At 67.4% G+C, this 23,227-nt stretch carries 23 protein-coding genes; 12 read left to right on the top strand and 11 right to left on the bottom strand.

From position 1 onward, the window contains the following. Positions 1 to 26: 26 nt before the first annotated feature. The 7 genes from ABL312_RS05510 (at position 27) to ABL312_RS05545 (ending at position 8,101) form a co-directional block, all read left to right on the top strand. Positions 27 to 1,169 (top strand): ABC transporter ATP-binding protein, encoded by a 1,143-nt coding sequence (locus ABL312_RS05510; protein WP_374730199.1) that lies wholly within the window; start codon positions 27 to 29, stop codon positions 1,167 to 1,169. Between the two features lie 35 nt (positions 1,170 to 1,204). Next, positions 1,205 to 2,266: an ABC transporter substrate-binding protein gene (locus ABL312_RS05515; RefSeq protein WP_349360374.1), complete on the top strand. Its 1,062-nt coding sequence runs from the start codon at positions 1,205 to 1,207 to the stop codon at positions 2,264 to 2,266. After that, positions 2,263 to 3,522: an ABC transporter permease gene (locus ABL312_RS05520; RefSeq protein WP_349360375.1), complete on the top strand. Its 1,260-nt coding sequence runs from the start codon at positions 2,263 to 2,265 to the stop codon at positions 3,520 to 3,522. The genes ABL312_RS05515 and ABL312_RS05520 overlap by 4 nt, the downstream gene beginning before the upstream one ends. Continuing rightward, a complete protein-coding gene (locus ABL312_RS05525) occupies positions 3,519 to 4,307 on the top strand; it encodes an ABC transporter permease (RefSeq protein WP_349360376.1) in 789 nt (262 codons plus the stop codon). The genes ABL312_RS05520 and ABL312_RS05525 overlap by 4 nt, the downstream gene beginning before the upstream one ends. Positions 4,308 to 4,435: 128 nt before the next feature. Further along, positions 4,436 to 5,824: an aldehyde dehydrogenase family protein gene (locus ABL312_RS05530; RefSeq protein WP_349361349.1), complete on the top strand. Its 1,389-nt coding sequence runs from the start codon at positions 4,436 to 4,438 to the stop codon at positions 5,822 to 5,824. A 395-nt stretch (positions 5,825 to 6,219) separates the two neighbouring features. After that, positions 6,220 to 7,218 carry a tRNA dihydrouridine(20/20a) synthase DusA gene (gene dusA / locus ABL312_RS05540; protein WP_349360377.1) on the top strand — a complete coding sequence of 333 codons (999 nt, stop codon included), beginning with the start codon at positions 6,220 to 6,222 and terminating at the stop codon, positions 7,216 to 7,218. Positions 7,219 to 7,270: 52 nt separating this feature from the next. Continuing rightward, positions 7,271 to 8,101 (top strand): sulfite exporter TauE/SafE family protein, encoded by an 831-nt coding sequence (locus tag ABL312_RS05545; protein ID WP_349360378.1) that lies wholly within the window; start codon positions 7,271 to 7,273, stop codon positions 8,099 to 8,101. A gap of 77 nt (positions 8,102 to 8,178) precedes the next feature. Here ABL312_RS05545 and ABL312_RS05550 read toward each other — a convergent pair whose 3' ends face one another. The 3 genes from ABL312_RS05550 to cobS all read right to left on the bottom strand — a co-directional run bounded on the left by ABL312_RS05550 (position 8,179) and on the right by cobS (position 11,273). Continuing rightward, positions 8,179 to 8,895: a TIGR02281 family clan AA aspartic protease gene (locus ABL312_RS05550; protein WP_349360379.1), complete on the bottom strand. Its 717-nt coding sequence runs from the start codon at positions 8,893 to 8,895 to the stop codon at positions 8,179 to 8,181. Between the two features lie 293 nt (positions 8,896 to 9,188). After that, complete coding sequence (locus ABL312_RS05555; RefSeq protein ID WP_349360380.1) at positions 9,189 to 10,337, bottom strand: alpha/beta hydrolase; 1,149 nt, start codon at positions 10,335 to 10,337, stop codon at positions 9,189 to 9,191. Between the two features lie 111 nt (positions 10,338 to 10,448). Then, positions 10,449 to 11,273, bottom strand: coding sequence for an adenosylcobinamide-GDP ribazoletransferase (gene cobS / locus ABL312_RS05560; protein WP_349360381.1), 825 nt, complete (start codon positions 11,271 to 11,273; stop codon positions 10,449 to 10,451). Between the two features lie 103 nt (positions 11,274 to 11,376). On the opposite strand from cobS, the gene cobT reads away from it, so the two are divergent. Further along, positions 11,377 to 12,402 carry a nicotinate-nucleotide--dimethylbenzimidazole phosphoribosyltransferase gene (cobT, locus tag ABL312_RS05565; RefSeq protein WP_349360382.1) on the top strand — a complete coding sequence of 342 codons (1,026 nt, stop codon included), beginning with the start codon at positions 11,377 to 11,379 and terminating at the stop codon, positions 12,400 to 12,402. Between the two features lie 25 nt (positions 12,403 to 12,427). Here cobT and ABL312_RS05570 read toward each other — a convergent pair whose 3' ends face one another. Next, a complete protein-coding gene (locus ABL312_RS05570) occupies positions 12,428 to 14,008 on the bottom strand; it encodes a HAMP domain-containing sensor histidine kinase (RefSeq protein WP_349360383.1) in 1,581 nt (526 codons plus the stop codon). Positions 14,009 to 14,159: 151 nt separating this feature from the next. On the opposite strand from ABL312_RS05570, the gene ABL312_RS05575 reads away from it, so the two are divergent. Further along, positions 14,160 to 14,804, top strand: a complete 645-nt coding sequence (locus tag ABL312_RS05575) for a uracil-DNA glycosylase family protein (RefSeq protein WP_349360384.1) — start codon at positions 14,160 to 14,162, stop codon at positions 14,802 to 14,804. Between the two features lie 83 nt (positions 14,805 to 14,887). Here ABL312_RS05575 and ABL312_RS05580 read toward each other — a convergent pair whose 3' ends face one another. Further along, positions 14,888 to 15,862, bottom strand: a complete 975-nt coding sequence (locus ABL312_RS05580; protein ID WP_349360385.1) for a sulfurtransferase — start codon at positions 15,860 to 15,862, stop codon at positions 14,888 to 14,890. Between the two features lie 244 nt (positions 15,863 to 16,106). Here ABL312_RS05580 and ABL312_RS05585 point away from each other — a divergent pair, with 244 nt between their 5' ends. Then, positions 16,107 to 16,598: an Lrp/AsnC family transcriptional regulator gene (locus ABL312_RS05585; protein ID WP_349361350.1), complete on the top strand. Its 492-nt coding sequence runs from the start codon at positions 16,107 to 16,109 to the stop codon at positions 16,596 to 16,598. Positions 16,599 to 16,747: 149 nt separating this feature from the next. Beyond that, positions 16,748 to 17,248, top strand: coding sequence for a DUF302 domain-containing protein (locus ABL312_RS05590; RefSeq protein WP_349360386.1), 501 nt, complete (start codon positions 16,748 to 16,750; stop codon positions 17,246 to 17,248). A 97-nt stretch (positions 17,249 to 17,345) separates the two neighbouring features. Here the strand turns inward: ABL312_RS05590 and ABL312_RS05595 are convergent, their stop codons facing one another. Further along, on the bottom strand, positions 17,346 to 18,230 hold the full coding sequence (locus ABL312_RS05595) for an NAD(P)-dependent oxidoreductase (RefSeq protein WP_349360387.1): 885 nt from the start codon (positions 18,228 to 18,230) through the stop codon (positions 17,346 to 17,348). Positions 18,231 to 18,392: 162 nt separating this feature from the next. After that, on the bottom strand, positions 18,393 to 18,542 hold the full coding sequence (locus tag ABL312_RS05600; RefSeq protein ID WP_349360388.1) for a hypothetical protein: 150 nt from the start codon (positions 18,540 to 18,542) through the stop codon (positions 18,393 to 18,395). Positions 18,543 to 18,642: 100 nt separating this feature from the next. Here ABL312_RS05600 and ABL312_RS05605 point away from each other — a divergent pair, with 100 nt between their 5' ends. Then, positions 18,643 to 19,536 (top strand): LysR family transcriptional regulator, encoded by an 894-nt coding sequence (locus tag ABL312_RS05605; protein WP_349360389.1) that lies wholly within the window; start codon positions 18,643 to 18,645, stop codon positions 19,534 to 19,536. Positions 19,537 to 19,548: 12 nt separating this feature from the next. On the opposite strand, the gene ABL312_RS05610 is transcribed toward ABL312_RS05605, so the two are convergent. The 4 genes from ABL312_RS05610 to ABL312_RS05625 form a co-directional block, all read right to left on the bottom strand. Continuing rightward, the gene (locus ABL312_RS05610; RefSeq protein ID WP_349360390.1) at positions 19,549 to 20,715 is read right to left on the bottom strand and encodes a PLP-dependent aspartate aminotransferase family protein; all 1,167 of its coding nucleotides are present in this window, start codon (positions 20,713 to 20,715) and stop codon (positions 19,549 to 19,551) included. A 71-nt stretch (positions 20,716 to 20,786) separates the two neighbouring features. Further along, entirely contained in the window at positions 20,787 to 21,626 is an 840-nt protein-coding gene (locus tag ABL312_RS05615; RefSeq protein WP_349360391.1) for an ABC transporter permease, read from the bottom strand. Beyond that, positions 21,623 to 22,336 carry an ABC transporter permease gene (locus tag ABL312_RS05620; RefSeq protein ID WP_349360392.1) on the bottom strand — a complete coding sequence of 238 codons (714 nt, stop codon included), beginning with the start codon at positions 22,334 to 22,336 and terminating at the stop codon, positions 21,623 to 21,625. The genes ABL312_RS05615 and ABL312_RS05620 overlap by 4 nt, the downstream gene beginning before the upstream one ends. A 75-nt stretch (positions 22,337 to 22,411) precedes the next feature. Continuing rightward, positions 22,412 to 23,188 (bottom strand): ABC transporter substrate-binding protein, encoded by a 777-nt coding sequence (locus ABL312_RS05625; RefSeq protein ID WP_349360393.1) that lies wholly within the window; start codon positions 23,186 to 23,188, stop codon positions 22,412 to 22,414. Positions 23,189 to 23,227 lie beyond the last annotated feature (39 nt).

Consider the following 23,227-nt stretch of genomic DNA (forward strand, 5'->3'; position numbering starts at 1 on the left):
CCGGGACATCGAAACAAGGAAAATCCATGAACGACGGAACCGATAGCGAGATCGTGCGGGAGGACGACGATTTCATTCGTTTTCAGGCTGTGAAGAAGAGCTACCCCGGCGGGGTCGATGTCATTGCCAATCTCGACCTTTCCGTCAGGAAGGGGGAGTTCATGACGCTTCTGGGGCCGTCTGGCTCGGGAAAATCGACCCTTTTGATGATGCTGGCGGGTTTCGAAAAGCCGACGGCCGGCACGATCGCGGTGGGCGGCCGGGATTTCACCCATATCCCCCCGAACAAGCGCAACATCGGCGTGGTCTTCCAGGATTATGCCCTGTTTCCGCACATGACGGTTGCCGAAAACGTGGGATACGCGCTCCGCGCCCGCCGGGTTCCGCGCGACCGGCAGGTCGAGAAGGTGAAGGCGGCGCTGTCTCTGGTCAGGCTGGAGGGGTTTGGACATCGCCGGCCCTCCGAGCTTTCCGGAGGTCAGCGCCAGCGGGTCGCCCTGGCGCGGGCTCTGGTCTTCGATCCCGACCTCGTTCTGATGGATGAACCGCTGAGCGCGCTCGACAGGCAGCTGCGCGACCACATGCAGATCGAGCTCAAGCGGCTGCACGAGAAGTTGGGCCTCACGGTGCTGTTCGTCACCCACGATCAGGCCGAAGCGCTGACCATGTCGGACCGCATCGTCGTTCTCAACGGCGGTGCGATCGAGCAGGTCGGCACGCCCGAGGACGTTTATCACCGCTCCGGCAGCTTCTTCGTCGCGACGTTTATCGGAGAGACGAACGTCATCGAGGGAACGCTCGATGCGGTTGCGGAAGGCAGGGGCGAGGTTCGCCTGCCCGATGGTGTCCGGCTGACATGTCAGGTGAGCGACGGGATGGTTCCGTGGCAGGCGGTCAAGCTTCTTGTCCGTCCCGAGCATGTCCGCGTCGAGACCCGGCAGGGGGGCGCCGAAACAGCTCGTTCCGACATGCTGCCCGGGCGCGTCGAGGAGCGGATTTTCTACGGCGATCACCTTCGCCTGACCATTGCCACGAGCGGCGGCGGCTCGCTGGTGGCGAAGATCGAGCAGCACGCACCCGACCGGAAATACGAGATCGGCGCCGAGGTCGCGGTCCGGTTTCTGCCCGATTACCTGCGGGCCTACCCGCATGACGAGGCCGCAAACTGAAAACTCGGAAAAAATCAAACCGACTGGAGGGAAGAATGAAGAATATTCTGAAACAGACGATTGGCGGGGCCGCGGCCCTGTTCGCAGCATGCGGTGGTGGCATCGGCGCCGCGTCCGCGCAGGAGAGCCTGACGATCGTCTCCTGGGGCGGGGTCGTTTCCGAGGCGCACAGGAACGCCTTCTGGGATCCGTTCACGCAAGAGAGCGGCATCAAGATCCTGGACGACTCCTTCAACGGCGAACTGAGCAACATCCGCGCGCAGGTCGAAAGCGGCACCATCCTCTGGGATATCGCCGAGCCGGAGTTCGCGGAAGCGGCGCTGGGCTGCGAGGAGGGGCTTTTCGAGCCGCTCGACACGACCGTCATCGACCTTGACGACATCCCGGCGGCACATGTCACGCGCTGTTCGGTGACGTCCCTTCTCGCCTCGACCGTGCTTGCCTACAATGCGGCCGAATTCGAGGGCGAGGCACCCCGAAGCTGGGCGGATTTCTGGGACGTCGAGCGGTTTCCCGGACGTCGCGGGCTCAATTTCTCGGTGACCGACACGCTCATCGTCGCGCTCCTCGCCGATGGCGTCGCGGTGGGCGAGGTCTACGAGGTTCTGGGGACGAAGGAGGGGCAGGACCGCGCCTTCGCGAAACTCGACGAGCTGCGCGATCACATCGTCTGGTGGCGCTCGGGCACAGAGCAGATCCAGGGTCTGCTGTCGGGCGAATACGCGATGGCCTCGGCCTGGAACGGTCGTGTGGCAAGCGCGACCAAGTCCGAGGGCGCGGATCTCGGCATGGCCTGGGAAGCCGGCCACATCCTGACCGGAAACCAGTGGGTGGTCCTCAAGGGGAGCAGGCACACGGCGGCGGCGATGGAGTTCCTCGCCTTCGCGCTGCGCCCCGAGCACCAGGCCGAGTTCATGAAGGGCATCGACTACGGCGTCATCAGCCGCAAGGCGCATGAGCTGATCTCGCCGGAACGGCTGGCGGTCATGCCGGGAAACCCCGCCTTTGAAGACGATGCGGTGCCGCCGAACGCCAACTTCTGGCTCAACAACTTCGACACGCTCAACGAGCGGTTCCTGGCCTGGGCGTCGAAATGAGCTTTCTGTCTCCCGGGCGTATCCTGCGCCCGGGAGACAGTGGTCCTCAGACCTTAACCGCAATCGGAACGGTCCGGATGTTTCCCAAAAACGCGCATATCGCGCTTCCCCTGATGCCCGCGCTGTTGTTCGTCGTCTGCGCGTTCCTTCTGCCCATCCTGTGGTTTCTCTCCCAGGCCGCCAACGGCCGTCCGGTCGTCTCCGTCATTCCCGCAACGGCCGAGGCGATCGCCGGCTGGGACGGGGTGGGCCTTCCGCAAGACGATGTCTTCGAGGCGCTGGTCCGGGATTTGACAGAGGCCGAGGCGGCGGACGTCGCTTCGCTCGCCCGGGAACTCAATTTCAGGCAAGCGGGCAACAGGCGCCTCATCCTGCAAGCCGCGAGAGACCTGGAGGCCGATCCGGGGGGCGACGCGCGCGCGCGGCTTGAAGCGATCAACGGCGCATGGGCAAATCCGGAAATCTGGCGGGTGATCCGGCAGAGCGCGCAAACGGTCACGACCTATAACATCCTCGAATCCCTCGACCTCGAAGCGGGGCCGGACGGCGGCGTCTCCGTCAAACCCGTCGACGACCGGCTGTTCCTGGGCGTCTATGCCCGGACCTTCACGATCTCGCTGACGGTCACCGTGATCTGCGTTCTGCTCGGCTATCCCCTGGCCTATGCCGTGGCCAACGCGCCGGCCCGGACGGCGGCCATCCTGATGCTGTTGGTGCTTCTGCCCTTCTGGACGTCGCTTCTGGTGCGCACGCTCGCGTGGATGGTGATCTTTCAGCGGCAGGGCATTCTCAACGGCGTTCTGATCGATGCGGGCCTGATATCGGACGGGCTGCAATTCCTGCGCACGCGCTTCGCGGTGATCGTGTCGATGACCCACATCATGCTTCCCTTCGTCGTGCTGCCGCTCATCAGCGTGATGAAGAAGATTCCGCCCAACTACATGAACGCCGCCGAGTCCCTCGGCGCCGGCCGAATACGGGCATTGGCCAGCGTCTACCTGCCGCTGACCCTGCCGGGTCTCAGTGCCGGGGTCGTTCTGGTGATGACGCTGTCTCTCGGCTTCTATGTGACGCCGATGCTGCTGGGCGGCGGCGGCGACCAGATGATCAGCAATCTGATCGCCACCTTCGTCAATCGCAGCCTCAACTGGGGTCTCGCCGCGGCGCTCGGGCTTTGGTTGATCGTGTTCGCGCTGGCTTTCATCGCTGTCGTGGGCGGCACCCTGTCCCGCAAGAAATGGGCGGTTTCCCAATGAGCCACCTGTCGAAGATCCTGTACCGCGCCTTCGTGGCGGCCACGCTTTTCTTCCTGGTGGCGCCGGTGATCGCGATCATTCCGATGTCGTTTTCCTCCGGCGAGTTCTTCATTTACCCGCTGCCCGGTTTTTCTCTGGGATGGTATGGCGAGATCCTGAGCGACGCCCGCTGGCAGCGCGCCTTCGCCAACTCGCTCGCGATCGGCGTCGGCAGTGCCGCCATCGCCACGGTGCTGGGGACGCTGGCCGCGCTGAGCCTGGTGCATATGCGCTCGCTCTTCTCCCGCATCGCCTTCGGGCTTCTGCTGCTGCCGATGCTGGTGCCGGTGGTCATTGTCTCGGTCTCGCTGTTCTTCTTCTACAGCAGGCTTGGGCTTGTCGGCACGCGGACCGGGCTGATCCTCGGGCATGCCACGCTGGGGCTTCCCTTTGTCGTCGTCACCGTTCTCGCGACCCTGCGAAACTACAATTTCACCCTCGACCGTGCCGCGCTCAGCCTCGGTGCCGGTCGTCTGCGCACCTTTTTCACGGTCACCCTGCCGCTGATCGCGCCGGGCGTTCTGTCCGGCGCCGTCTTCGCCTTCGCCGTATCGCTCGACGAGGTGGTGGTGACACTGTTCCTGGCCTCGCCGGAACACACCACGCTCCCGCGCGAGATCTTCAGCGGCATCCGTGAATCGATCAGTCCCGCCGTGGTCGCCGCGGCGACCGTCACGATCGGGCTCTCGTGCGGCCTGCTCGGCCTGCTCGCCTTCATTCGGCACGCCTTCGCGCGCGCCACCTAGTAGCCGGAAGTGTTCCAACCGACTGGAGAAATCCCTTGAACATCGAACCGCACAGCGATCGCGACACCCATGCAGACGACGGGGCGTTCTATATCGGTGGGGCATGGCAGACGCCGCAGTCAGGCGAGATGCGCGCCAATATCGATCCGGCAACGGAAAAGGTCATCAATCACGTCGCTTGCGGTTCCGCTGCCGACGTCGACCGTGCGGTTGCGACCGCCCGTCGGGCGTTTCCGGACTGGGCGGCCACCGGGCGCAAACAGCGTCTCGATCTCCTCAACAGGGTGATCGAGGGATACGCCGCACGAGAAACCGAACTGGCCGCCGCCATCTCGCTGGAACTCGGCGCGCCGATCGATCTTGCACGGCGCGCTCAGGTCGCCGGCGGGCTGGCAAACATGCGCGCCTATGCGGCGGCTCTTTCAGGTATGGAATTCTGCACACCCTCTGTTGCAGGCAGCAATACGGACATCCTTTTCAAGGAGCCGGTCGGCGTTTGTGCGCTCATCACGCCGTGGAACTGGCCGATGAACCAGGTCACGCTGAAGGTCGGAGCGGCACTCGCCGCCGGGGCGACGATGGTTCTCAAACCCTCCGAGCACCTGCCGGTGACCCATCGCATCTTCGCCGAAATCCTCCACGAGGCCGGCGTGCCGGCCGGGGTCTTCAACATGGTGAATGGAACGGGCGAGGGGGTCGGCGCGCCTCTCGTGGCCCATGAGGAGGTCGACCTGGTGTCGTTTACGGGGTCGACGCGCGCCGGCCTCGGCGTTGCGGCCGCGGCGTCGCGCGCGCTGAAGCGAATGACGTTGGAACTGGGCGGCAACAATCCGGCAATCGTATTGAAGGATGCGGACCTGGAACCTGCCATCCGTTTCCTCGTCGGGCAGGGCATGCGCAATTCGGGCCAGTCGTGCAACGCGCCCTCGCGGATATTGGTCGATGAAGGCCTCTACGGGCGCGCCGTCGAGATCGCGGCACGTCTCGCCAAGGAAACCGTCGTCGGTTCGCCCCGGCAGCCGGGAGGCCATATCGGCCCCGTCGCTTCGGCGCTGCAGTACAGCCGCGTGCAGGACTTCATCACCCGATCGGTCGCCGCCGGAGGGCGCGTTGTCGCGGGTGGACCGGGCCGACCCGAGGGGCTGGATACCGGATACTTCGTCCGGCCGACGATCTTCGCCGATGCGGATGACAGGCTGCCCGCCTATGCCGAAGAGGTTTTCGGTCCCGTAATGTGCCTGCGCGCCTTCCGTGACGAGGACGAGGCCATCGCGCTCGCCAACGATACCGAATACGGGCTGGCCGCCTATGTGCATGGCGGTTCCGCCGAGCGTATGCGCCACGTCACCACCCGGCTGCAGTCGGGCATGGTGCATGTCAACGGGCATCTGAGAGCCCCGGGCACGCCATTCGGCGGCTACAAGCTGTCCGGCGTGGGGCGCGAGGGCGGTATCTGGGGTATCGAGGAGTTTCTCGAGCTGAAGTCGGTATCGGGCTGGCCGGCCATGGTCGGTTGACGGTGGCAGAGCTGAAGGCCGTGTCGCCAGAAGCGAGTCGCGACGGGGCGTCGGTGTGACTTTGGTGTGACTCAGGATAGCTTCCGGAGAGGCGGTTCTCCTGGCGCGAGAGCCGAGGTCGGACACGAACCGGGCGCTTTTCGGGCCGTTCACCGTGGCGATCCGCCGACCGAACGGGCGAAAGCCGGGGGGCCGTCGCCGCGTGCCGGACGGCGTGTTCCGGGGCGCCCGCACCGGGTCGCCCGCACTGGATCGCCCCCAATGGATTCAAATGGTTGCTCGTGGTAGAACGTGGCTCGAAACGGCCGTTGTGCAGCGTTCTCCTGCGTGGTGCAGTTGGAAAAATAGTGAAAAATCAGTACCTTAAAGGTGAAAAAGTCCTCGCCGTCGCCCCGATGATGGAGTGGACGGATCGCTATTGTCGCGCCTTCCATCGCGGGCTCAGCCGGCATGCGCTGCTCTACACCGAGATGGTGGCTTCGGCGGCCGTGGTGCATGGCGACCGTGATCGGCTGCTCGGCTTTCGCGATCTGGAGCATCCGCTCGCCTGTCAGCTCGGCGGCTCGGACCCGGTGGAACTCGCCGAGGCCGCGCGCATCGTCGAGGCCTATGGCTACGACGAGGTCAATCTCAACGTCGGCTGCCCGAGCGACCGGGTGCAGTCGGGCCGTTTCGGCGCCTGCCTGATGCGCGAGCCGGAGCTCGTGGGCGCCTGCGTCGCGGCGATGAAACGGGCGGTCGCCATTCCCGTCACGGTGAAATGCCGCATCGGGGTGGACGATCAGGATCCGGGCCCGGCGCTCGATGCGCTGGCGGATGCCGTGGTCGCCAAAGGTGTAGACGCGCTGTGGGTGCACGCCCGCAAGGCCTGGCTCAAGGGCCTGTCGCCCAAGGAAAACCGGGACGTGCCGCCGCTCGACTACGACCGCGTCTATCGGCTCAAGGCCCGCCTGCCGGAGCTTTTCGTCGGCATCAACGGCGGCATCGCGACGCTGGACGAAGCGCAAGACCATCTGACGCGGGTCGACGGCGTGATGATCGGCCGGGCCGCCTATCACGATCCCTGGATTCTCGCGCGCGTCGACAGCCGCTTTCATGGCGCGATGGATCCGGTCGCGGACCGGCTCGCGGCGCTGGAGCGCTTCCGGCCCTTTCTGGAAGAGGAACTCGCGGCCGGCGCGCGGCTCAATCAGATCGTCCGCCATATCCTCGGGCTCTTCCACGGCGTGCCCGGCGCGCGCGCCTGGCGCCGGCGGTTGACCGTCGATGCGGTGAAGCCGGGCGCGGGCATCGAGGTGCTCGACGCCGCGCTCGCGGAAATTTGCGGAAGCGCCGGACTGGACAAACGCGAGCGGCTGGGTCAGGAAACGATCCTACAAAACGCGGGCGCGTGAGCGGCCCGCGCTCCTTCCCAGTCGCTTTCCTGCACAGTCCCGGGGGCTTTCAATGGATTTTGCGTCGATCAACGGCGAAATCATCGGACTCGTTCTGGCGCTGATCGCCTCCGGCGCCGTGGCCGGGCTGCTGGCCGGCGTGTTCGGCATCGGCGGCGGCGCCGTTCTGGTGCCGGTGCTCTTCGAGTTCCTGACCTGGCTTGGCGTGGACGAGTCGGTGCGCATGCACGTCTCCGTCGCGACCTCGCTCGGCATCATCGTTCCGACCTCGATCCGCTCGTTCCTGTCGCACAAGAAGCGCGGCGCGGCCGATCTCGAACTGCTGAAGAGCTGGCTCATTCCGGTGCCCGCCGGCGTGGTCGCGGCGAGCCTCGTCGCGGCCTATGTCTCGGGCGACGGGCTGAAGGCGATCTTCGCCGGCATCGCGGTCATCGTCGGCCTGCGCATGCTGTTCAACCGCGAAAGCTGGCGGCTCGGCACCGACATTCCCGGCAATCCCGTGCGCGCCATCTGCGGCGCGCTGATCGGCTTTTTCTCGACGCTGATGGGCATTGGCGGCGGCGTCATGAACAACACCTTCATGACGCTCTTCGGCCGGCCGATCCATCAGGCGGTGGCGACGTCGGCGGGCACCGGCGTGCTGATCTCCATTCCCGGCGTGATCGGCATGGTCTGGGCCGGCTGGGGCAACGCGGCGCTGCCGGCCTTCTCGCTCGGCTACGTCAATCTGCTGGGCGTCGCGCTGATCATCCCGATCACCACATTCGCCGCGCCCTATGGCGTGAAGATCGCCCACGCGCTGCCCAAGCGCCAGCTCGAGGTGTTCTTCGGCGTGTTCCTGCTGCTCGTCGCCGCGCGCTTCGCCTGGAGCCTTTGGGGGTGAAGGCGGGAGCTGACGACCGGGGCTGAACGAAGCCTGAGCGGGCCTTTCCCGCGCGACAGGCCGGCTGAAGTGTCCGGTCAGGGCTCCAGGATGAGCCGGTTCGCCTCGACCCGCCAGCTCGACAGGCGGTCGAGTGCGGTGAGGCCGAGCAGGCTCGTGTCGAGCGCGCGTTCCGGCGCGACGAAGGCGCGGACATTGCTCAGCCGGATGGTGCCGATTTCCAGCACATCGAGCCGCACGGCGGCCATCCGGCCGCGCCCGTTGGCGGTGGATACCGGCACGGAGTAGCTCAGCCGCTCGGTGGCGAGGCCCGCGGCGCGCGCATCCGCCTCGGTAAGCGTCACCGCCGAGGCGCCGGTGTCGAACAGGAAATCGACCGGCGCGCCGTTCACGAGGGCCGACACGCGGTATTGGTCCCGCGGATCGCGGACGACGGTGATCGTTCCGTCCGCCGCGGCGATGGTCGTGCCTGGCAGCAGCGTGCCGAGCACGCGCGCGCCGATCTGTTCCAGTTCCGCGCGGTAGGCGTAGGCCGTGACCAGCAGCACCCCGAGCAGGAGCCAGATGCCGAACCCTTTCAGCAGGCCGGTGACGGGGTGTCGCCGCCCGAGCAGCATCGGTAGGCCGATGACGATGAGAAGGGCAATCAGGGCGACGAACCGCGGGGCGCTCTCGGACATGGACCCGTCGTCGCCCGGCATGTCGAAGCCGAAGAGCCACGCGGCGACTGCCGCGATCATGACCGCGACCAGAATGGCGATCACGGCCGTTCCAAGCGTCGAGCCGCGAAACATCACGTTTCCTCCGTGATCGGGGCCACTCGCCGCGGCGATCCGGCCATTGCCGCGCGTCGTGCGGGCCCGGTCAGCCGGCCCCGGCTGAGGATGTCACCAAGGCTGCGCAGGCATCCCGTGCAAAGTCCGCTGGCGGGATCGATACGCCATGTCTTGATGCGGGGGCTTTCGATCATCGCGGGGCTCTGTTTCGGCGGGTCTTTGTTTCGGCGGGGCTAGGGCTGGTGCGCAGGTGAGGGCGGACGATGCGCGGCCGGGGCCGGTCCGTCTCGTCGTCCCCCATGTGGGAGCGATCAGCCGCCGGACAAGACCGTGATCGGTGCCGTGATGATGCGCAGCGGCAGGGTGATGGCGGCCTTCGCCGTGTTGCCGACCGTATCGCCCACCACGGTGACCGCGTCCGTGCCGCGCGCCTCGTCCTGCGTGAGGCTGCGCGAGCCGAGCAGTTTCTGAAGCTCCGGCGCGGCCTGGGCGAGCTGCGCGAACTTGCCGTGGTTGGCCATGTCCTGCGATTCCACCTCGGTCAGATCGACGACGACGGCGCCGAGCTCCGCCAGTTCTTCCTCGTGATCGTAGGCCCCGACCCGCTGCTTGCCGCCGGCGAGCAGGCTCGACGCCTTGAGCGCGCGGTCGTCCCTGGACACGAGGATGACGAAGGGTTTCTCCGGACGGCCGGTGCGGCGAAGCTGGGCCTTGAAGACGTCGACGTCCAGATCGGGCGCGGCCATGGACACGACGCCGACCTTCGCGCGCGGAAGCGGCGTTCCGGAAATCCGGATCTGGCGCAGCGTCTCGGTCAGCACCCAATTGCCCATGGAGTGCGCGAGGATGTTGATCTTCTCCGCCCGGCTCGCGGCGATGGTGCGCAGGGTCCGCTCCAGCCCGTCGCGGGCGATGGTTGCGCTATTGGTGTCGTAGAGATAGTCCGTGACCTCGCCGCCCGAGGCCCAGGTGAACAGCACGGCGACATGCGGCAACCCGGAATCGTGCTTCAGCTGCACCATGCGATAGAGCGCTTCGGGAAACCGCGTGTTGTAGCCGTGGATGAAGACGAGCACCTCGCGCTGTCCCTTTGGGCGCGCGGCGAGTTCGCGGTCGAGCGCGGCGCGAAACTGGGCGTCGTCGAGATGGGCGGAGGCGCGCAGGGTGAAGTCGGTCTCCGGATCGCCCGGCGGGGTGTCGGGCCATTCGATCTTGCCGGGGGCATGATCGGGCGGAACCGAGACGCTGGCCTCAGCGAAGGACAGCGCCGCCGCGCGTTCGCCGTTGAACATGGATCCCGGGCGGTCGTCGCGTTCGCGCGTCGTCGCGACCAGGACGGTATGCGAGGTGGCCGACGTCGCGGGCGCGGCTGACACCTGAAGCGTGCCGGGCCCGGGTCGGCTGCCGCAGGCCGCGGTCACAAGCGCGAGGAGGACGACCAGGGCCAGACGGACGCGCATCCCGCCGCCGTGCGATGAAACTGACAAGCGCATCCCGGATCCGCTCCCGGCGGTGTGAAGTTCTGACGTAACGTCCGGCGGCAGAGGCTCGTCGTATCACGGCCTGCGCGGTTACACCATGGCGAGGCCGAGCAGCGCGGCCAGAATGGCGACCTGCTGTGTCGCGCCGAGCACATCGCCGGTCTGCCCGCCGATCTTGGCCATCGCGAGCCGCGCCATGGCCAGCCCCGCCAGACCGGCCATTGCGGTACCGGCGACGAGGGCCGCGGGCGAGAGCGCGAATGCGGCCGGGACCAGCCCCAGCAACGCAAGCGCGCAGGCGACGAACAGCGCCGGGCGGCCCGGCGCGCCGCAGGCGGCGGCGAGCCCCTCGGGGCGGGCCGGCGGCAGGGCATGCCAGACCGCCGTCATCACGGCGCGCGACAGGCCTTCCGCGCCAAGCCAGGCGAGCGCGGCGGCCATCGCGCCGTGGCGGGCGACCAGCGCGGCGAGCAGCACGGTCGCAAGGCCGAGCGCGACAATCAGCGCCAGCGTGCCGAAGGCGCCGATGCGGCTGTCCTTCATGATGTCGAGCCGCTTCTCCCGGCGCCCGGCGCCGAAGAAGCCGTCCGCGACATCGGCGAGACCGTCGGCATGCAGCGCCCCGGTGATCGCGAGGCCGAGCGCCAGGGCCAGCAGGGCGGCGGCCGCCGGGGGCAGCGCCGTGAGCGACAGCGCCACGAGAAGCCCGGCGCCGGGCAGGGCGAGCAGCAGGCCGGTCAATGGCGTGAGCGCGGCGGCGCGGCGAAAATCGGGGAGTGCTGCGGGATCGTCGGCGCGCGACAGGCGTGGGACCGGCAGACGGGAGAAGAAGCGCAGTGTCGCGGCGAGATCCGCCAGCAGCAGGGCGGGGGACCAGACGGGGGGAAGGGGAGAGCCGTCCTGCGGGCGTGTCATTTTATCCTGCATCCGGCTTTGCGACGCGAACAGTGAGGGTTTATAGATCGGCCCCCGCATGCCGCCAACCTCTCCCGGCCCCGTACCTTCTGGAGTTTTTCGCATGACCGCCTCCGCTTCCGGCCTGCCCTTCGACGACATCCGCAATCTGGTCCGTCAGATGCCGGGGCCGGACGAGGAAGCCCTGGCCGAGGTGCGCGCCCGCGATGCGCAGCTCACCAAGCCGGCCGGGTCGCTGGGCCGACTTGAGACGCTGGCCGAATGGGTCGCCGGCTGGAGCGGACGCGGCCGTCCGCAGATTACCCGGCCGATGGTCGCGATCTTCGCCGCCAACCACGGCGTGACCGCCAAGGGCGTCTCGGCCTATCCGAGTGAAGTCACCCGGCAGATGGTGGAGAATTTCGCCGCCGGGGGGGCTGCGATCAACCAGATCTGCATCGCCCACGATCTGGGGCTCAAGGTGTTCGATCTCGCGCTCGACATGCCGACGCCCGACATCACAGAGGAAGACGCCTTCGACGAGCCCAATTGCGCCGCGACCATGGCCTTTGGCATGGAGGCGCTGGCCGGCGGCGCGGATCTCCTGTGCATCGGCGAGATGGGGATCGGCAACACGACGGTCGCGGCCGCCGTGCTTGCCGCGCTTTACGGCGGCGACGCGGCCGACTGGGTCGGCCCGGGCACCGGCGTCGACGACGAGGGGCTGGCCCGCAAGACCGAGGCCGTGCGGGCGGCGGTCGCGCGCATCGCCGGCACGCAGGACCCGCTGGAGGTGCTGCGCCGAGTCGGCGGGCGGGAAATCGCGGCCATGGCCGGCGCCGTGCTCGCCGCGCGGCTGCAGCGCATTCCGGTGATCGTCGACGGTTTCGTTGCAACGGCGGCCGTCGCCGTGTTGCACAAGATGGACCCGGCCGCGCTCGACCACTGCCTGTTCTCGCATGTCTCCGCCGAGCCTGGCCATCGCGGCGCCCTCGCGGCGATGGGTCAGGAGGCGCTGTTCGATTTCGGCATGCGGCTCGGGGAGGGAACGGGCGCGGCCCTTGCCGCCGGCATCGTCAAGGCGGCGGTCAAGGTGCATGACGGCATGGCTACCTTCGCCACGGCCGGCGTGTCCGAAAAATCCGACTGACGGCCCGCGCGCCTCGGCGACCGCGTCAGGAGGCCGTGCGGGCGAGCCCGCGCGCGCGGCGCGCCACCGGCGCCACATCCGCGACCGGCGGCATGATTTCCAGCACGCGCGAGGAGGGGAAGGTCACGATGGCCTCCGTGCCCTCGCGCAGCCTGGACTTCAGTTCGAACTTGCCGCCGTGCATCTGGACCAGCGCCTGCACGATCGGCAGGCCGAGCCCGGTGCCGTCCTCCGCGCCCTTGAGGGCGATGGAGCCCTGGCCGAAGGCCTGCATGACCACCGGCAGTTCCTCTTCCGGGATGCCGGGGCCGTTGTCGCGGATCGAGACGTATTGGCCGCCGCCGGCGGTCCAGCCGGCCTTGATCGTGACCTCGCCGCCCGAGGGGGTGAATTTCACGGCGTTGGACATCAGGTTCAGCACCACCTGCCGGATGGCGCGTTCGTCCACCCAGATCTTGGGCAGGTCGCTTTCCAGGTTCTCGCTTATGGTGATGGCCTTCTTGCTCGCGCGGATGTGCATCATGTGCTTGCACTCATCGATCAGATGCGCGAGCGCCACCGCCTCCTCGGTCAGCTCGTAGCGCCCGGCCTCGATGCGCGACAGGTCGAGGATCTCGTTGATCAGATTGAGCAGATGCTGGCCGGACCCGTGGATGTCGGCGGCATAGTCGCAATAGGTCTTGTTCTCGATCGGTCCCAGCATCTCGGTCTTCATGACCTCGGAGAAGCCGAGGATCGCGTTGAGCGGCGTGCGCAGCTCGTGGCTCATCGTGGCCAGGAAGCGGGACTTGGCGAGATTGGCTTCCTCGGCGCGCCGCCGCGCCTCGTCGGAAATCGCCTTGGCCTGCTCGAGTTCGGCGATCAGATGGTCCTTCTCCAGCCGATAGGCCAGCATCGTCACGGTCGACACATGCAGCTGGTTGCCGAGCATCAGGAAGAAGCCCTGCGCGCCAACGGCCATCGCCATCATCGCGTAATGGATGGCGCTCTTCTCGCTCAGGAAGGAGACGACGATCGCGAGGGTGATCGGCAAGGTGCCGGCCAGCAGCGCGCGCGGCAGGCTTGCCGACAGCATGGTCAGCATCGCGATGACGATCAGCATCGTCGCGAACTGGAAGATCTCCGATCCGTCGTGGCCGGGGGCCGTCGACTGCAGCAGGAAGAACCCGGCCCACGACAATCCGTAGAGGAGATCGCCGATCACCATCTGTCGGCGCCAGACGCCGAGATTGGCCTCGGCCGTTTCCTCGCGCTCGAAGCGGCGGCAGACCATCAGGATCAGCACATGCGCAATCACCGTGAACGCGAACCAGCCGGCGATCGGCCCCGGCGGCATCCACAGAAGCGAGATGCCGGCCACGATCAGCGCGAAGAGGGGCAGCGCGAGCGCCGCGCTCAGGCGGTTCTTGGCGAAGGTCAGCAGCAGTTCGTAGTCGAAGTTCGGCGGCGTGCCGTCGCTGGAGGCGAGGCGCTCGCGCGCCGAGCGCACGGTCTTCGCCACCTCGCGGCGACGCTTCGCCCGCACGCTGTTGAGCGCGGTCCTGCTGTCGCTGCGTGCGCTGTCGCTACGTGTGTTGTCGCTGCGCTGTGTGTCGAGGGGCGCCATCGATGCCGAACACGGTTATCGGGTTTTTGCCCGAGGTGGTGAAGGTCTCCCCATCATGGTCACCAGGCGTTAATAGAGGGCTCAGGGACGTGGTTAACGATTGCTGAAGGGCGCAAGGGTCCAGACGCGCGGGCGGCACAAGGGGCGGGACATGGCGGAAAAGCCCGACACGGGGGGGCTCGAGAACTTGGGGCGCGAGATCGCGGCCTGCCGGCGCTGCGTGGAGGCGCCACGCCGCCGGCCGCTGCCGCACGCGCCGCGCCCCGTCTGCGTTCTGTCGGACACCGCGCGCATTGCAATTTGCGGCCAGGCGCCCGGCACGCGCGTGCATGAAAGCGGCCGGCCCTTCACCGATCCGAGCGGCGACCGGCTGCGCGCGTGGATGGGGGTCGACGAGAGCGTCTTTTACGATGCACGCCGCATCGCCATCGTGCCCATGGGCTTCTGCTTTCCCGGTCTCGACGCCAAGGGCGGGGATCTGCCGCCGCGCCCCGAGTGCCGGGCGCTGTGGCATGACCGGATCTTCGCCGCGATGCCGCAACTCCGCCTCCGGCTCGTGATCGGCGGCTATGCGCAGGCCTATCACCTGGGCACCCACCGTCGGGCCTCGGTGCGCGACACGGTGGCCGCCTGGCGCGAGATCCTGACGGCCACGCGGGCGGAAGGGCGGGCGGCGATCTGCGTGCCGCATCCCTCCTGGCGCAACAATGCCTGGCTGAAGGCCAATCCATGGTTCGAGGAGGAGTGCCTGCCGGTGCTGCGCAGCGAAGTCGCGCGGTTGCTGAAGGTCGGGTGAGGCGAAAAAAACGGCGCAAGGCAAAGGCCTCGCGCCGTTGAGTGCGTCAGGTCAGGGAGAAATCTGCGCTTCCGCGTCGCGTCTCAGCCGAGCAGGTCGCGGAAGAAGTCCTTGATGTCGTCGAAGGCGGTCCGCTCGGAGGCGATGGGCAGCGCCTCGTCGCGCGACCAGCCGACCATGCTCTCGTCGTAGAGCGAGACGTTCTCGTATCCCGCCAGCTCGTGCAGCACGAACCAGTTGGTCGCCGCCCAATGGCCGGTGTTGCAGTAGGAGACGATCTCGGCCGACTTGTCGGAGATGGTGAGCTCGACCAGCGCGGCGATCTCCTCGCGGTCCTTCAGCCGGCCGGCCTCCAAATCGTAGAAATTCGCCTGATCGAGGCCCACCGCGCCGGGAATGCGGCCGAAGCGCGTCGCCTTGCCGTGCTTCTCCAGGCCGGAGAACTGAGCTTCCGGACGACCGTCGAGCAGCACCGTGTCGCTGTCGAGCTTGGCCGCGACCTGCTGCGTGCTCACCAGATAGGAGTCGCGCGGATTGGCGATGAACATGTCGCCGACCGGCGTCACGCCGCCGCTCGCCAGCGGACGACCCTCGGCGACCCAGCCGTTGAAGCCGCCGTCGAGGATCGCGACCGCGTCGTGGCCGAGATACTTGAACGTCCAGTAGATGCGCGCGGCCGCGCCGAATTCGCTCGACGTCGTGCCGTGCGGCACGATGACGACGGCCTTGTCCTCCGACACGCCGAGCTCGGAGAGGGCCGCCTCGAGCTTGTCGACGGAGGGCAGCACGCCGACCACGCCGTCGCGCTCGGTGCGCCAGTAGCCGGGATACTCGCTCCACACCGCGCCGGGGATGTGGCTCTTGAGGTAATCCTCGCGGCTCGACTTGGCGAAGGGCGAGCGGATGTCGATGACGATGACGTCGTCGCGCTCCAGATGTCGTTCGAGCCACTCGCCGGTGACCAGCGGCGTGACGGCCGGGGCCGCGACGGCGACCTGCGCGAGCGCGAGCGAGCCGGCGAAGGCAAGTGCCGCGGCAAGCTTGGTGAGAAGGGGCATGGGATCGCTCCTGGTTTCCTGAGGTCGGCCCGACGCCTTCGCGGGTGGGCCGAACCTTGCGTCTTTCGAGGTTTGAGTTGACATCTTCGAAGAAACGCGGCAAGCGGAAACCGGCTCGAAATTGGAAGAAAAATCTAATTTACTCCAAGCATGGAGCCTTCATGGAAAACCATATTCGCCTCGCCGCCTGTCATTGAAAAATGAATCCGGCTCAGGCGCCAGCCAAACGGATCGGACCCTCATGATCGACCGCATCGACAGGCGCATCCTGTCCATTCTTCAGGAAGACTGCACGATCCCGGTGGCCGAGATCGGCCGGCGGGTGGGGCTCTCGACGACGCCCTGCTGGCGGCGCATCCAGAAGCTGGAGGAGGACGGCGTCATCCAGCGGCGCGTCGCCATCCTCGATCCGCGCAAGGTGAACGTGAAGGTCACCGCCTTCGTCGCGATCACGACCTCCCGGCACACCGACGACTGGCTGCGCAAATTCGCCGACGTGATTTCCGAGTTTCCCGAGGTGGTGGAGTTTTATCGCATGGCGGGGCAGGTCGATTACCTGCTGCGCGTCGCCGTGCCGGACATCGAGGCCTATGATGCCTTCTACAAGCGGCTGATCTCGAAGATCGACATTTCCGACGTCTCGACCACCTTCGCCATGGAGCAGATCAAGCTCACCAGCGAACTGCCGCTCGGCTATGTGCCGACCGAGAAGCCGAAGGCGGAAAAGGGCGCGTAAGCGCGCTTGCGCTCCGGCATGTCGGAAATATTCACATTTTGAGATATGTCATATCCGCGCGTCCGCTCGCGTCCTAGGCTCGTCCCGTCCGGTCGCGGGACCTTGCGCGCGGGGCGCGGGGCCGGCCGGGCGCGGGGAGGGAACAACGCATGAAACGGATTGCAGCGATGGCACGCGGCGGCCTGGCGACCCTGGTGCTGATAGGGGGGCTTTCGGGCGCGGCGCGCGCCGACGGGCCCATGGCGGCGGTTACGGAGACGATGACTGTCGAGCGCGCCTATGACGATGTGCGCTTCGATGTGGAGAACGCCATCATCGACCGGGGTCTGGTGATCGACTACGTCTCGCACATCGGCGACATGCTGGCGCGCACCGGCGCGGATGTCGGCTCCGATGTGACGGTCTACACCAGGGCGGAGACGATGCTCTTCTGCTCCGCGCGCCTGTCGCGCGCGGCCATGCAGGCGGATGCCGCCAACATCGCCTATTGCCCCTATGGCGTCTTTCTCTTCGAGACGCCGGACGCACCGGGCATGGTGACGGTCGGCTATCGCAAGCTTCAGGAAACAGGCTCGGAGGCGTCGAAGGCGGCGCTTGCCGAGGTCAACGCGCTGCTGGCGGAGATCGTCGCCGAGGCGGCGGGCGAGTAGCCGACGCGAGCGCCCGTCCCGAACGAGACGCGAAACGCCCGGGCGGGAAACCGGCCCGGGCGTTCCTGTCCGTGGCTGTGACCGGACGCGCTGTCGTTCAGCCCTTGCGGTCGGCGTTTTCCAGCCGGGCGATCAGGCTGGAGGTGTCCCAGCGCTTGCCGCCCATGGCCTGCACCTCGGCATAGAACTGGTCCACCAGCGCGGTGACCGGCAGCCGCGCGCCGGTCTCGTTCGCCGTCTTCAGGCAGATGCCGAGATCCTTGCGCATCCAGTCGACGGCGAAGCCGAAGTCGAAGGTCCCGTCGCGCATGGTCTCCCAGCGGTTTTCCATCTGCCAGGACTGCGCCGCGCCCTTGGAGATCACGTCGATCACCTTGGCGACGTCGAGATCGGCGCTCTTGGCGAAATGGATCGCCTCGGACAGACCCTGAACGAGGCCGGCGATGCAGATCTGGTTGACCATCTTGGTGAGCTGACCCGCGCCGGAGGGACCCATCAGGCCGACCATCTTGGCGAAACAGTCGATTGCCGGCCTGGCGCGGTCGTAGTGCTCCTGCGCGCCGCCGACCATGACGGTGAGCGCGCCGTTTTCCGCGCCCGCCTGTCCGCCGGAGACCGGCGCGTCGAGGAAACCGAAGCCCTTGTCCGTCGCAATCGCGGCAAGCTCGCGCGCGACTTCGGCCGAGGCGGTGGTGTTGTCGATGAAGATCGCGCCCGGCTTCATGCCGTGGAAGGCGCCGCCGTCGCCCGTGGTGACGGCGCGCAGATCATCGTCGTTGCCAACGCAGGCAAAGACGAAATCGCAGTCGCGCGCCGCCTCTTCCGGGGTCGCGGCATGGGCGCCGCCGAACTCCGCCGCCCATTTTTCCGCCTTGGCGGCGGTGCGGTTGTAGACGGTCACCTCGTGCCCGCCCCGGGTCTTCAGGTGCCCGGCCATGGGGTAGCCCATGACGCCCAGTCCAATGAATGCAACTTTCGCCATGCGGCGCGCCTCCCTTTTCTGCTCTGTCGCGCGCCCGCGCAGGTGGCGCGGGCGCGTGTCGTCGAACTCGAAAGGGTTTTAGCGCACTTGCACGGTCAGGTCATGACCTTGGGGATGGTCAGGTCATGACCTCGGGCGTGCCGGGGCGTGCGGTCTGTCGGATCAGCGGGTGCCGCCGCGCCGGCGCCACCGGTTCCGCTCCGCACCGGTCGGGGTCTGGACGCCGAAGGGCTCGGCCAGCCGGTCGGGGTGGCGCAGGTCGCTCCGGTTGCGGGTGGCGGTGAGCATGGTGTCTGCAAGAATGTTGAACATGTGTTTGCCCTCTCGTCGCGTCTGTGCTGCACTGAAGGTGCGGCAAAACGCCCGGTGAGGCGACTCAGGAAAAAAATGAAAATGTAAGGTGAAGTGACAGATGGACTGGCGTTCGATGCCCTCGCTCAGCGCTCTGCGCGCCTTTGCGGCCTTGTCGGAGACGCTGAGTTTCTCCGCCGCGGGGCGCAAGCTGAACGTCTCCCACGCCGCCGTCAGCCAGCAGGTGCGGGGGCTGGAGGAGGTGCTCGGCGTGCAGCTCGCCGTGCGGCAGGGCCGCGGTGTGGCGCTCACCGCGGAAGGGCAGGCGCTGGCGGCGGGTCTGGACGACGGGTTTTCGACCATCGCCCGCACGGTGGAGGGCCTGAGCGCGGCGAGCCGCGCGCGGCCGCTGCATGTGACCATGACGCCGGCCTTCGCGGTCAGCTGGCTGATGCCGCGCATCGCCGAGTTCCGCCACCGACATCCCGACATCGAACTGATGCTCAACCCCACCGCCGATCTGGTGGAGTTTGCACCCGGCGGAGTCGATCTTGCGATTCGCTTCGGCGACGGCCATTGGCCGGGGCTGGTCTCGGAACCGCTGCTGCTGACGAACTTCGTGATCGTCGCGGCCACGTCGCTCGTCGGCACCGATCCGTTCCCCGATCCGGCGCGCATCACCGACTATCCCTGGCTGCAGGAATACGGCACCAACGAGCTGGCGATCTGGCTGGAGCGGCAGGGCGTCGTGGCGACGCGCCATCTCAACGTGCTGCACCTGCCCGGTCATCTGATGCTGGACGCACTCAAGCGCGGCGAGGGGGTCACGGCGACCGCCCGCGCCTTCATCGAGGGGGACATCCAAAGCGGCCTGTTGCGCGTGCTGTTCGAGGATGCGCGCGACGGCTCCGGCTACCACATCGTCACGCCGCCCGGGGTTCAGCGTCCGGCGCTCAAGGCCTTCGCGAGCTGGCTGCGCGAACACCGCCAGCTCGTCGATCCCTGTCGGGCGTGACGATGCCCGGCGTCAACGCGCCGTCAGCGTCAGCGCGCCGGTGAGATCGGCGACCAGATCGTCGAGGTTCTCGATCCCCACCGACAGGCGCAGCAGGTTTTCCGGGACGCCGGTCACCTCGCCCTCGATGGTGTGGCGATGCTCGATCAGGCTCTCCACGCCGCCGAGCGACGTGGCGCGCTGGACGAGGGTGAGTCGACCGGCGACGGCGAGCGCCGTTGCCGCGTCGCCCTTGACCAGAAAGGACATCAGATACCCGTAGCCGCCGGTCATCAGCCGGGTGGCCACCTCGTAGCCGGGGTGCGACGGCAGGCCGGGATAGAGCACGCGCTCGACCGCCGGATGCGCGTCGAGCAGGTCGGCAAGCCCTTGCGCGTTGGCGCACATGCGCTCCATCCGGAGGGCCAGCGTGCGCAGGCCGCGCAAGAGCAGATAGGCGTCGAAGGACGAGAGCACCGCGCCCGCGTCGTGGCGCTCCTCGCGCACGAAGGTCCAGGCCGCGGTGTCCGCGTCGCGCGTGGCGACGATCCCGGCGAGCACGTCGGAATGTCCGTTGAGCGCCTTGGTGGCGGCGTGGATGACCATGTCCGCCCCGTGATCGAGCGGACGCAGCAGCAGCGGCGTCGCGGCGGTGGCGTCGACGGCAAGCAGCGCGCCGGCGGCATGGGCGGCCTCGGCGATGACCGGCAGATCGGCGACCGTCAGCCAGGGGTTTGCCGGGATTTCGAGCAGCACGAGGTCGGGGCCGCTCTCGCGCAGGGTCTCGCAGAAACGTTCGGTGTCGCTGGCGTCCGCCTCGATCAGCGCGATGCCGTCATGGGCGCAGCGTTTTCTGAGCCAGGCGGTGGTGCCGTAATAGATCCCCGACTGCACGAGGATCGTGCCGCCGGGTTTGACCGTGCGCGCGACCGCCGCGATGGCGGCCATGCCGGAGGCGAACACGCGCGCGTCCGCCGCGCCTTCCAGACGCGACACGAGGCTTTCGATCTGGCGCACCAGATCGTTGTCGTCGCGCCCGTAGAGGTGGCTGTCGCTGACGAGGCGGTAGTCGGTGTCGCGCACGAAGGTGGTGGCCGGCTGGATCGCCGGCACGACGGCGCCGGTCGCCGGATCGATGCCCCCGCCGCCATGGGCGAGAAGCGACTCCGGGCGAAGCGGCGGCCTGCTGTGATCGGACATGGGGCTTTCTCCCAAGGGGTCGGGCCGGGACGGCGCGCAACGGGAGCGTCGCGCATCCCGGCCGGTGCGGGTCAGCCGTTGCGGCTCAGGTGGCGGGTGAGGCGGGCTTCGAGCCGGTCCCAGATGCGCCGCAGCGTTTCCACGACCATCAGATAGAGCACGGCGGCCCAGATGTAGGCCTGGAAGTCGAAGCTGCGCGAATAGGCCCGGCGCGTCTCGCCCATGAGATCGTAGATGGTGATGATCGAGGCGATTGCCGAGCCCTTTATCATCAGGATCAGCTCGTTGCCATAGGGGCGCAGGGCGACGATCAGCGCCTGCGGCAGGATCACCTTCCAGAAGGTGACGCCCTTCTTCAGCCCCAGCGCCGCCGCCGCCTCCCACTGGCCCCTATCGATGTTCTGCACCGCGCCGCGCAGGATCTCCGCCTGATAGGCGGAGGTGTTGAGCGTGAAGGCCAGCACCGCGCAATACCAGGCGTCGCGGAACATCCACCACAGACCGACATCGGAGAGGAACGGGCGGAAGCTGCCCGCGCCGTAGTAGATCAGGAAGGTCTGCGCCAGCAGCGGCGTGCCCCGGAAGAAATAGACATAGGCGTAGGCCGGTGCGGAGATCAGCCGGTTGCGCGAGGATCGCGCCAGCGCGATGGGCAGCGACAGGGCCGCGCCGAGCGCCATCGACAGGGCGACGAGCTGGATCGTGATGATGATCCCGTCGACGTAATCGTCCCAGTAATCGCGGACGAAGTCCGACATCACGTTGTTGGCGAGATAATAGACGAGATAGGCGCCCGCGAGCGCCCACAGCGCCATCAGCACGTGGCCGGCGATCCGCGCGCCGGTCCAGGGGCGTGGGAGCGGCGGCGGCGGGGCGGCGGCCTTGAGGCGCGGGGTGGTCCCGGCACTCATCGCCGCACCTCGCCGCGCTTGGTCCAGCGCTCGATCCGGGTCAGCCCGAGCGAGGAGATCATGGCCAGCACCAGATAGATCAGACAGGCGAGGCCGAAGAACAGGAACGGTTCCTTGGTGATGCGCGCCGCGACCCCCGACCAGCGCAGCAGGTCGTCGAGGCCGATCACCGAGATCAGCGCCGTTTCCTTCAAGAGGATGAGCCAGAGGTTGCCGAGCGCGGGCAGGGCGAGACGCAGAAGCTGCGGCCAGATGATCAGCCGCATGGTCTGGACGCGGCTCAGACCCAGCGCATGTCCGCCCTCGTACTGGCCCCGCCCGATGCCGCGAAAGGCGGAGAGAAAGGCCTCCGACGCATAGGAGGAAAAGACGAGCGACAGCGCGACGATGCCGGCGATAAAGGCGTTCACGTTGACGAAGCCGTCGGGCACGAAGAGCCGGTAGACCTCGTTGAGCAGGATCTGCACGCCGTAATAGACGAGAAACAGCGTGAGCAGTTCCGGCAAGCCGCGAAACAGCGTCGTATAGACATCGGCCGCCGCGCGCAGCGACGGCTCGCCGGAGTTCTTGGCGAGCGCGAGCAGGAAGCCGACGACGAGGCCGATGGGCAGCGAGGCGAGCGCAAGGCTCACCGTGATCAGCGTGCCACGGGCGATCTCGTCGCCCCAGCCGTCGGGGCCGAAGGAAATGAGGGTCAGGAGATCCGTCATCGGGCTCCACCGAAGGCGGATGTGACGCGGCCGTGGTCAGGCCGCCGCGTCACACCCGGTCGGTCTCGGGCTGGATCAGCCGCCGTAGACGTCGAAGTCGAAGTACTTCGCCTGGATTTCCTGATAGGTACCGTTCTCGCGGATCGCCTTGATCGCCGCGTTGAACATCTCCTTGAGCTCGTCCTCGCCCTTGCGGATGGCGATGCCGGCGCCCGCGCCGTTGATCACCGGATCCGGGGTCAGCGTGCCGAGGATCTTGCAGCAGGCGCCGTCTTCGGTGGCGAGCCATTCCGAAAGCACGACGACGTCGTCGATCACCGCGTCGAGACGGCCGGACACCAGATCGAGCTTGTATTCGTCGGGCGTGGGATAGAGCTTCAGGTCGGCGGAGGAGAGCTTTTCCTCGGCGTAGTTGGAGTGCGTTGTGGAGGACTGCGCACCGAGCAGCACGCCGTCGAGCTCGGCGTCGGTGGTACCGGTCAGCGCGCTGTCCTTCGGCACGGCGATGGCCGGCGGGGTGTTGTAGTACTTGTTGGTGAAGTCGACTTTCTGCAGCCGCTCCTCGGTGATCGACATGGACGCGATCACCGCGTCGAACTTGCCCGCCTGCAGCGCCGGGATCATGCCGTCCCAGTCCTGCGTGATGAATTCGCACTCGACCTTCATCTCGGCGCAAAGCGCGTTGGCGATGTCGATGTCGAAGCCGACGAGCTGGCCGTCGGCCGTCAGCGTGTTGAACGGCGGATAGGCGCCCTCGGTGCCGATGCGCACCTTGGACCAGTCATTCGCCTGGGCGCCGCCGACGGCCGCAACCACGAGCGCGGCCGCCGCCGCCAGTTTCATGAAACGCATGTTGGATGTCCCCTGTCGCTCTGGATCTCGTCGCTTTGG

Origin of the sequence: Stappia sp., assembly GCF_040110915.1 — a bacterium.
In the GTDB taxonomy this organism is placed as follows: domain Bacteria; phylum Pseudomonadota; class Alphaproteobacteria; order Rhizobiales; family Stappiaceae; genus Stappia.

Bases quoted from the DNA above. Each gene is read 5' to 3' on its own strand.
- ABL312_RS05510 (WP_374730199.1), top strand. From the start codon at position 27: ATGAACGACGGAACCGATAGCGAGATCGTGCGGGAGGACGACGATTTC.
- ABL312_RS05515 (WP_349360374.1), top strand. From the start codon at position 1,205: ATGAAGAATATTCTGAAACAGACGATTGGCGGGGCCGCGGCCCTGTTC.
- ABL312_RS05520 (WP_349360375.1), top strand. From the start codon at position 2,263: ATGAGCTTTCTGTCTCCCGGGCGTATCCTGCGCCCGGGAGACAGTGGT.
- ABL312_RS05525 (WP_349360376.1), top strand. From the start codon at position 3,519: ATGAGCCACCTGTCGAAGATCCTGTACCGCGCCTTCGTGGCGGCCACG.
- ABL312_RS05530 (WP_349361349.1), top strand. From the start codon at position 4,436: ATGCGCGCCAATATCGATCCGGCAACGGAAAAGGTCATCAATCACGTC.
- dusA (WP_349360377.1), top strand. From the start codon at position 6,220: ATGATGGAGTGGACGGATCGCTATTGTCGCGCCTTCCATCGCGGGCTC.
- ABL312_RS05545 (WP_349360378.1), top strand. From the start codon at position 7,271: ATGGATTTTGCGTCGATCAACGGCGAAATCATCGGACTCGTTCTGGCG.
- ABL312_RS05550 (WP_349360379.1), bottom strand. From the start codon at position 8,895: ATGTTTCGCGGCTCGACGCTTGGAACGGCCGTGATCGCCATTCTGGTC.
- ABL312_RS05555 (WP_349360380.1), bottom strand. From the start codon at position 10,337: ATGCGCGTCCGTCTGGCCCTGGTCGTCCTCCTCGCGCTTGTGACCGCG.
- cobS (WP_349360381.1), bottom strand. From the start codon at position 11,273: ATGACACGCCCGCAGGACGGCTCTCCCCTTCCCCCCGTCTGGTCCCCC.
- cobT (WP_349360382.1), top strand. From the start codon at position 11,377: ATGACCGCCTCCGCTTCCGGCCTGCCCTTCGACGACATCCGCAATCTG.
- ABL312_RS05570 (WP_349360383.1), bottom strand. From the start codon at position 14,008: ATGGCGCCCCTCGACACACAGCGCAGCGACAACACACGTAGCGACAGC.
- ABL312_RS05575 (WP_349360384.1), top strand. From the start codon at position 14,160: ATGGCGGAAAAGCCCGACACGGGGGGGCTCGAGAACTTGGGGCGCGAG.
- ABL312_RS05580 (WP_349360385.1), bottom strand. From the start codon at position 15,862: ATGCCCCTTCTCACCAAGCTTGCCGCGGCACTTGCCTTCGCCGGCTCG.
- ABL312_RS05590 (WP_349360386.1), top strand. From the start codon at position 16,748: ATGAAACGGATTGCAGCGATGGCACGCGGCGGCCTGGCGACCCTGGTG.
- ABL312_RS05595 (WP_349360387.1), bottom strand. From the start codon at position 18,230: ATGGCGAAAGTTGCATTCATTGGACTGGGCGTCATGGGCTACCCCATG.
- ABL312_RS05600 (WP_349360388.1), bottom strand. From the start codon at position 18,542: ATGTTCAACATTCTTGCAGACACCATGCTCACCGCCACCCGCAACCGG.
- ABL312_RS05605 (WP_349360389.1), top strand. From the start codon at position 18,643: ATGGACTGGCGTTCGATGCCCTCGCTCAGCGCTCTGCGCGCCTTTGCG.
- ABL312_RS05610 (WP_349360390.1), bottom strand. From the start codon at position 20,715: ATGTCCGATCACAGCAGGCCGCCGCTTCGCCCGGAGTCGCTTCTCGCC.
- ABL312_RS05615 (WP_349360391.1), bottom strand. From the start codon at position 21,626: ATGAGTGCCGGGACCACCCCGCGCCTCAAGGCCGCCGCCCCGCCGCCG.
- ABL312_RS05620 (WP_349360392.1), bottom strand. From the start codon at position 22,336: ATGACGGATCTCCTGACCCTCATTTCCTTCGGCCCCGACGGCTGGGGC.
- ABL312_RS05625 (WP_349360393.1), bottom strand. From the start codon at position 23,188: ATGCGTTTCATGAAACTGGCGGCGGCGGCCGCGCTCGTGGTTGCGGCC.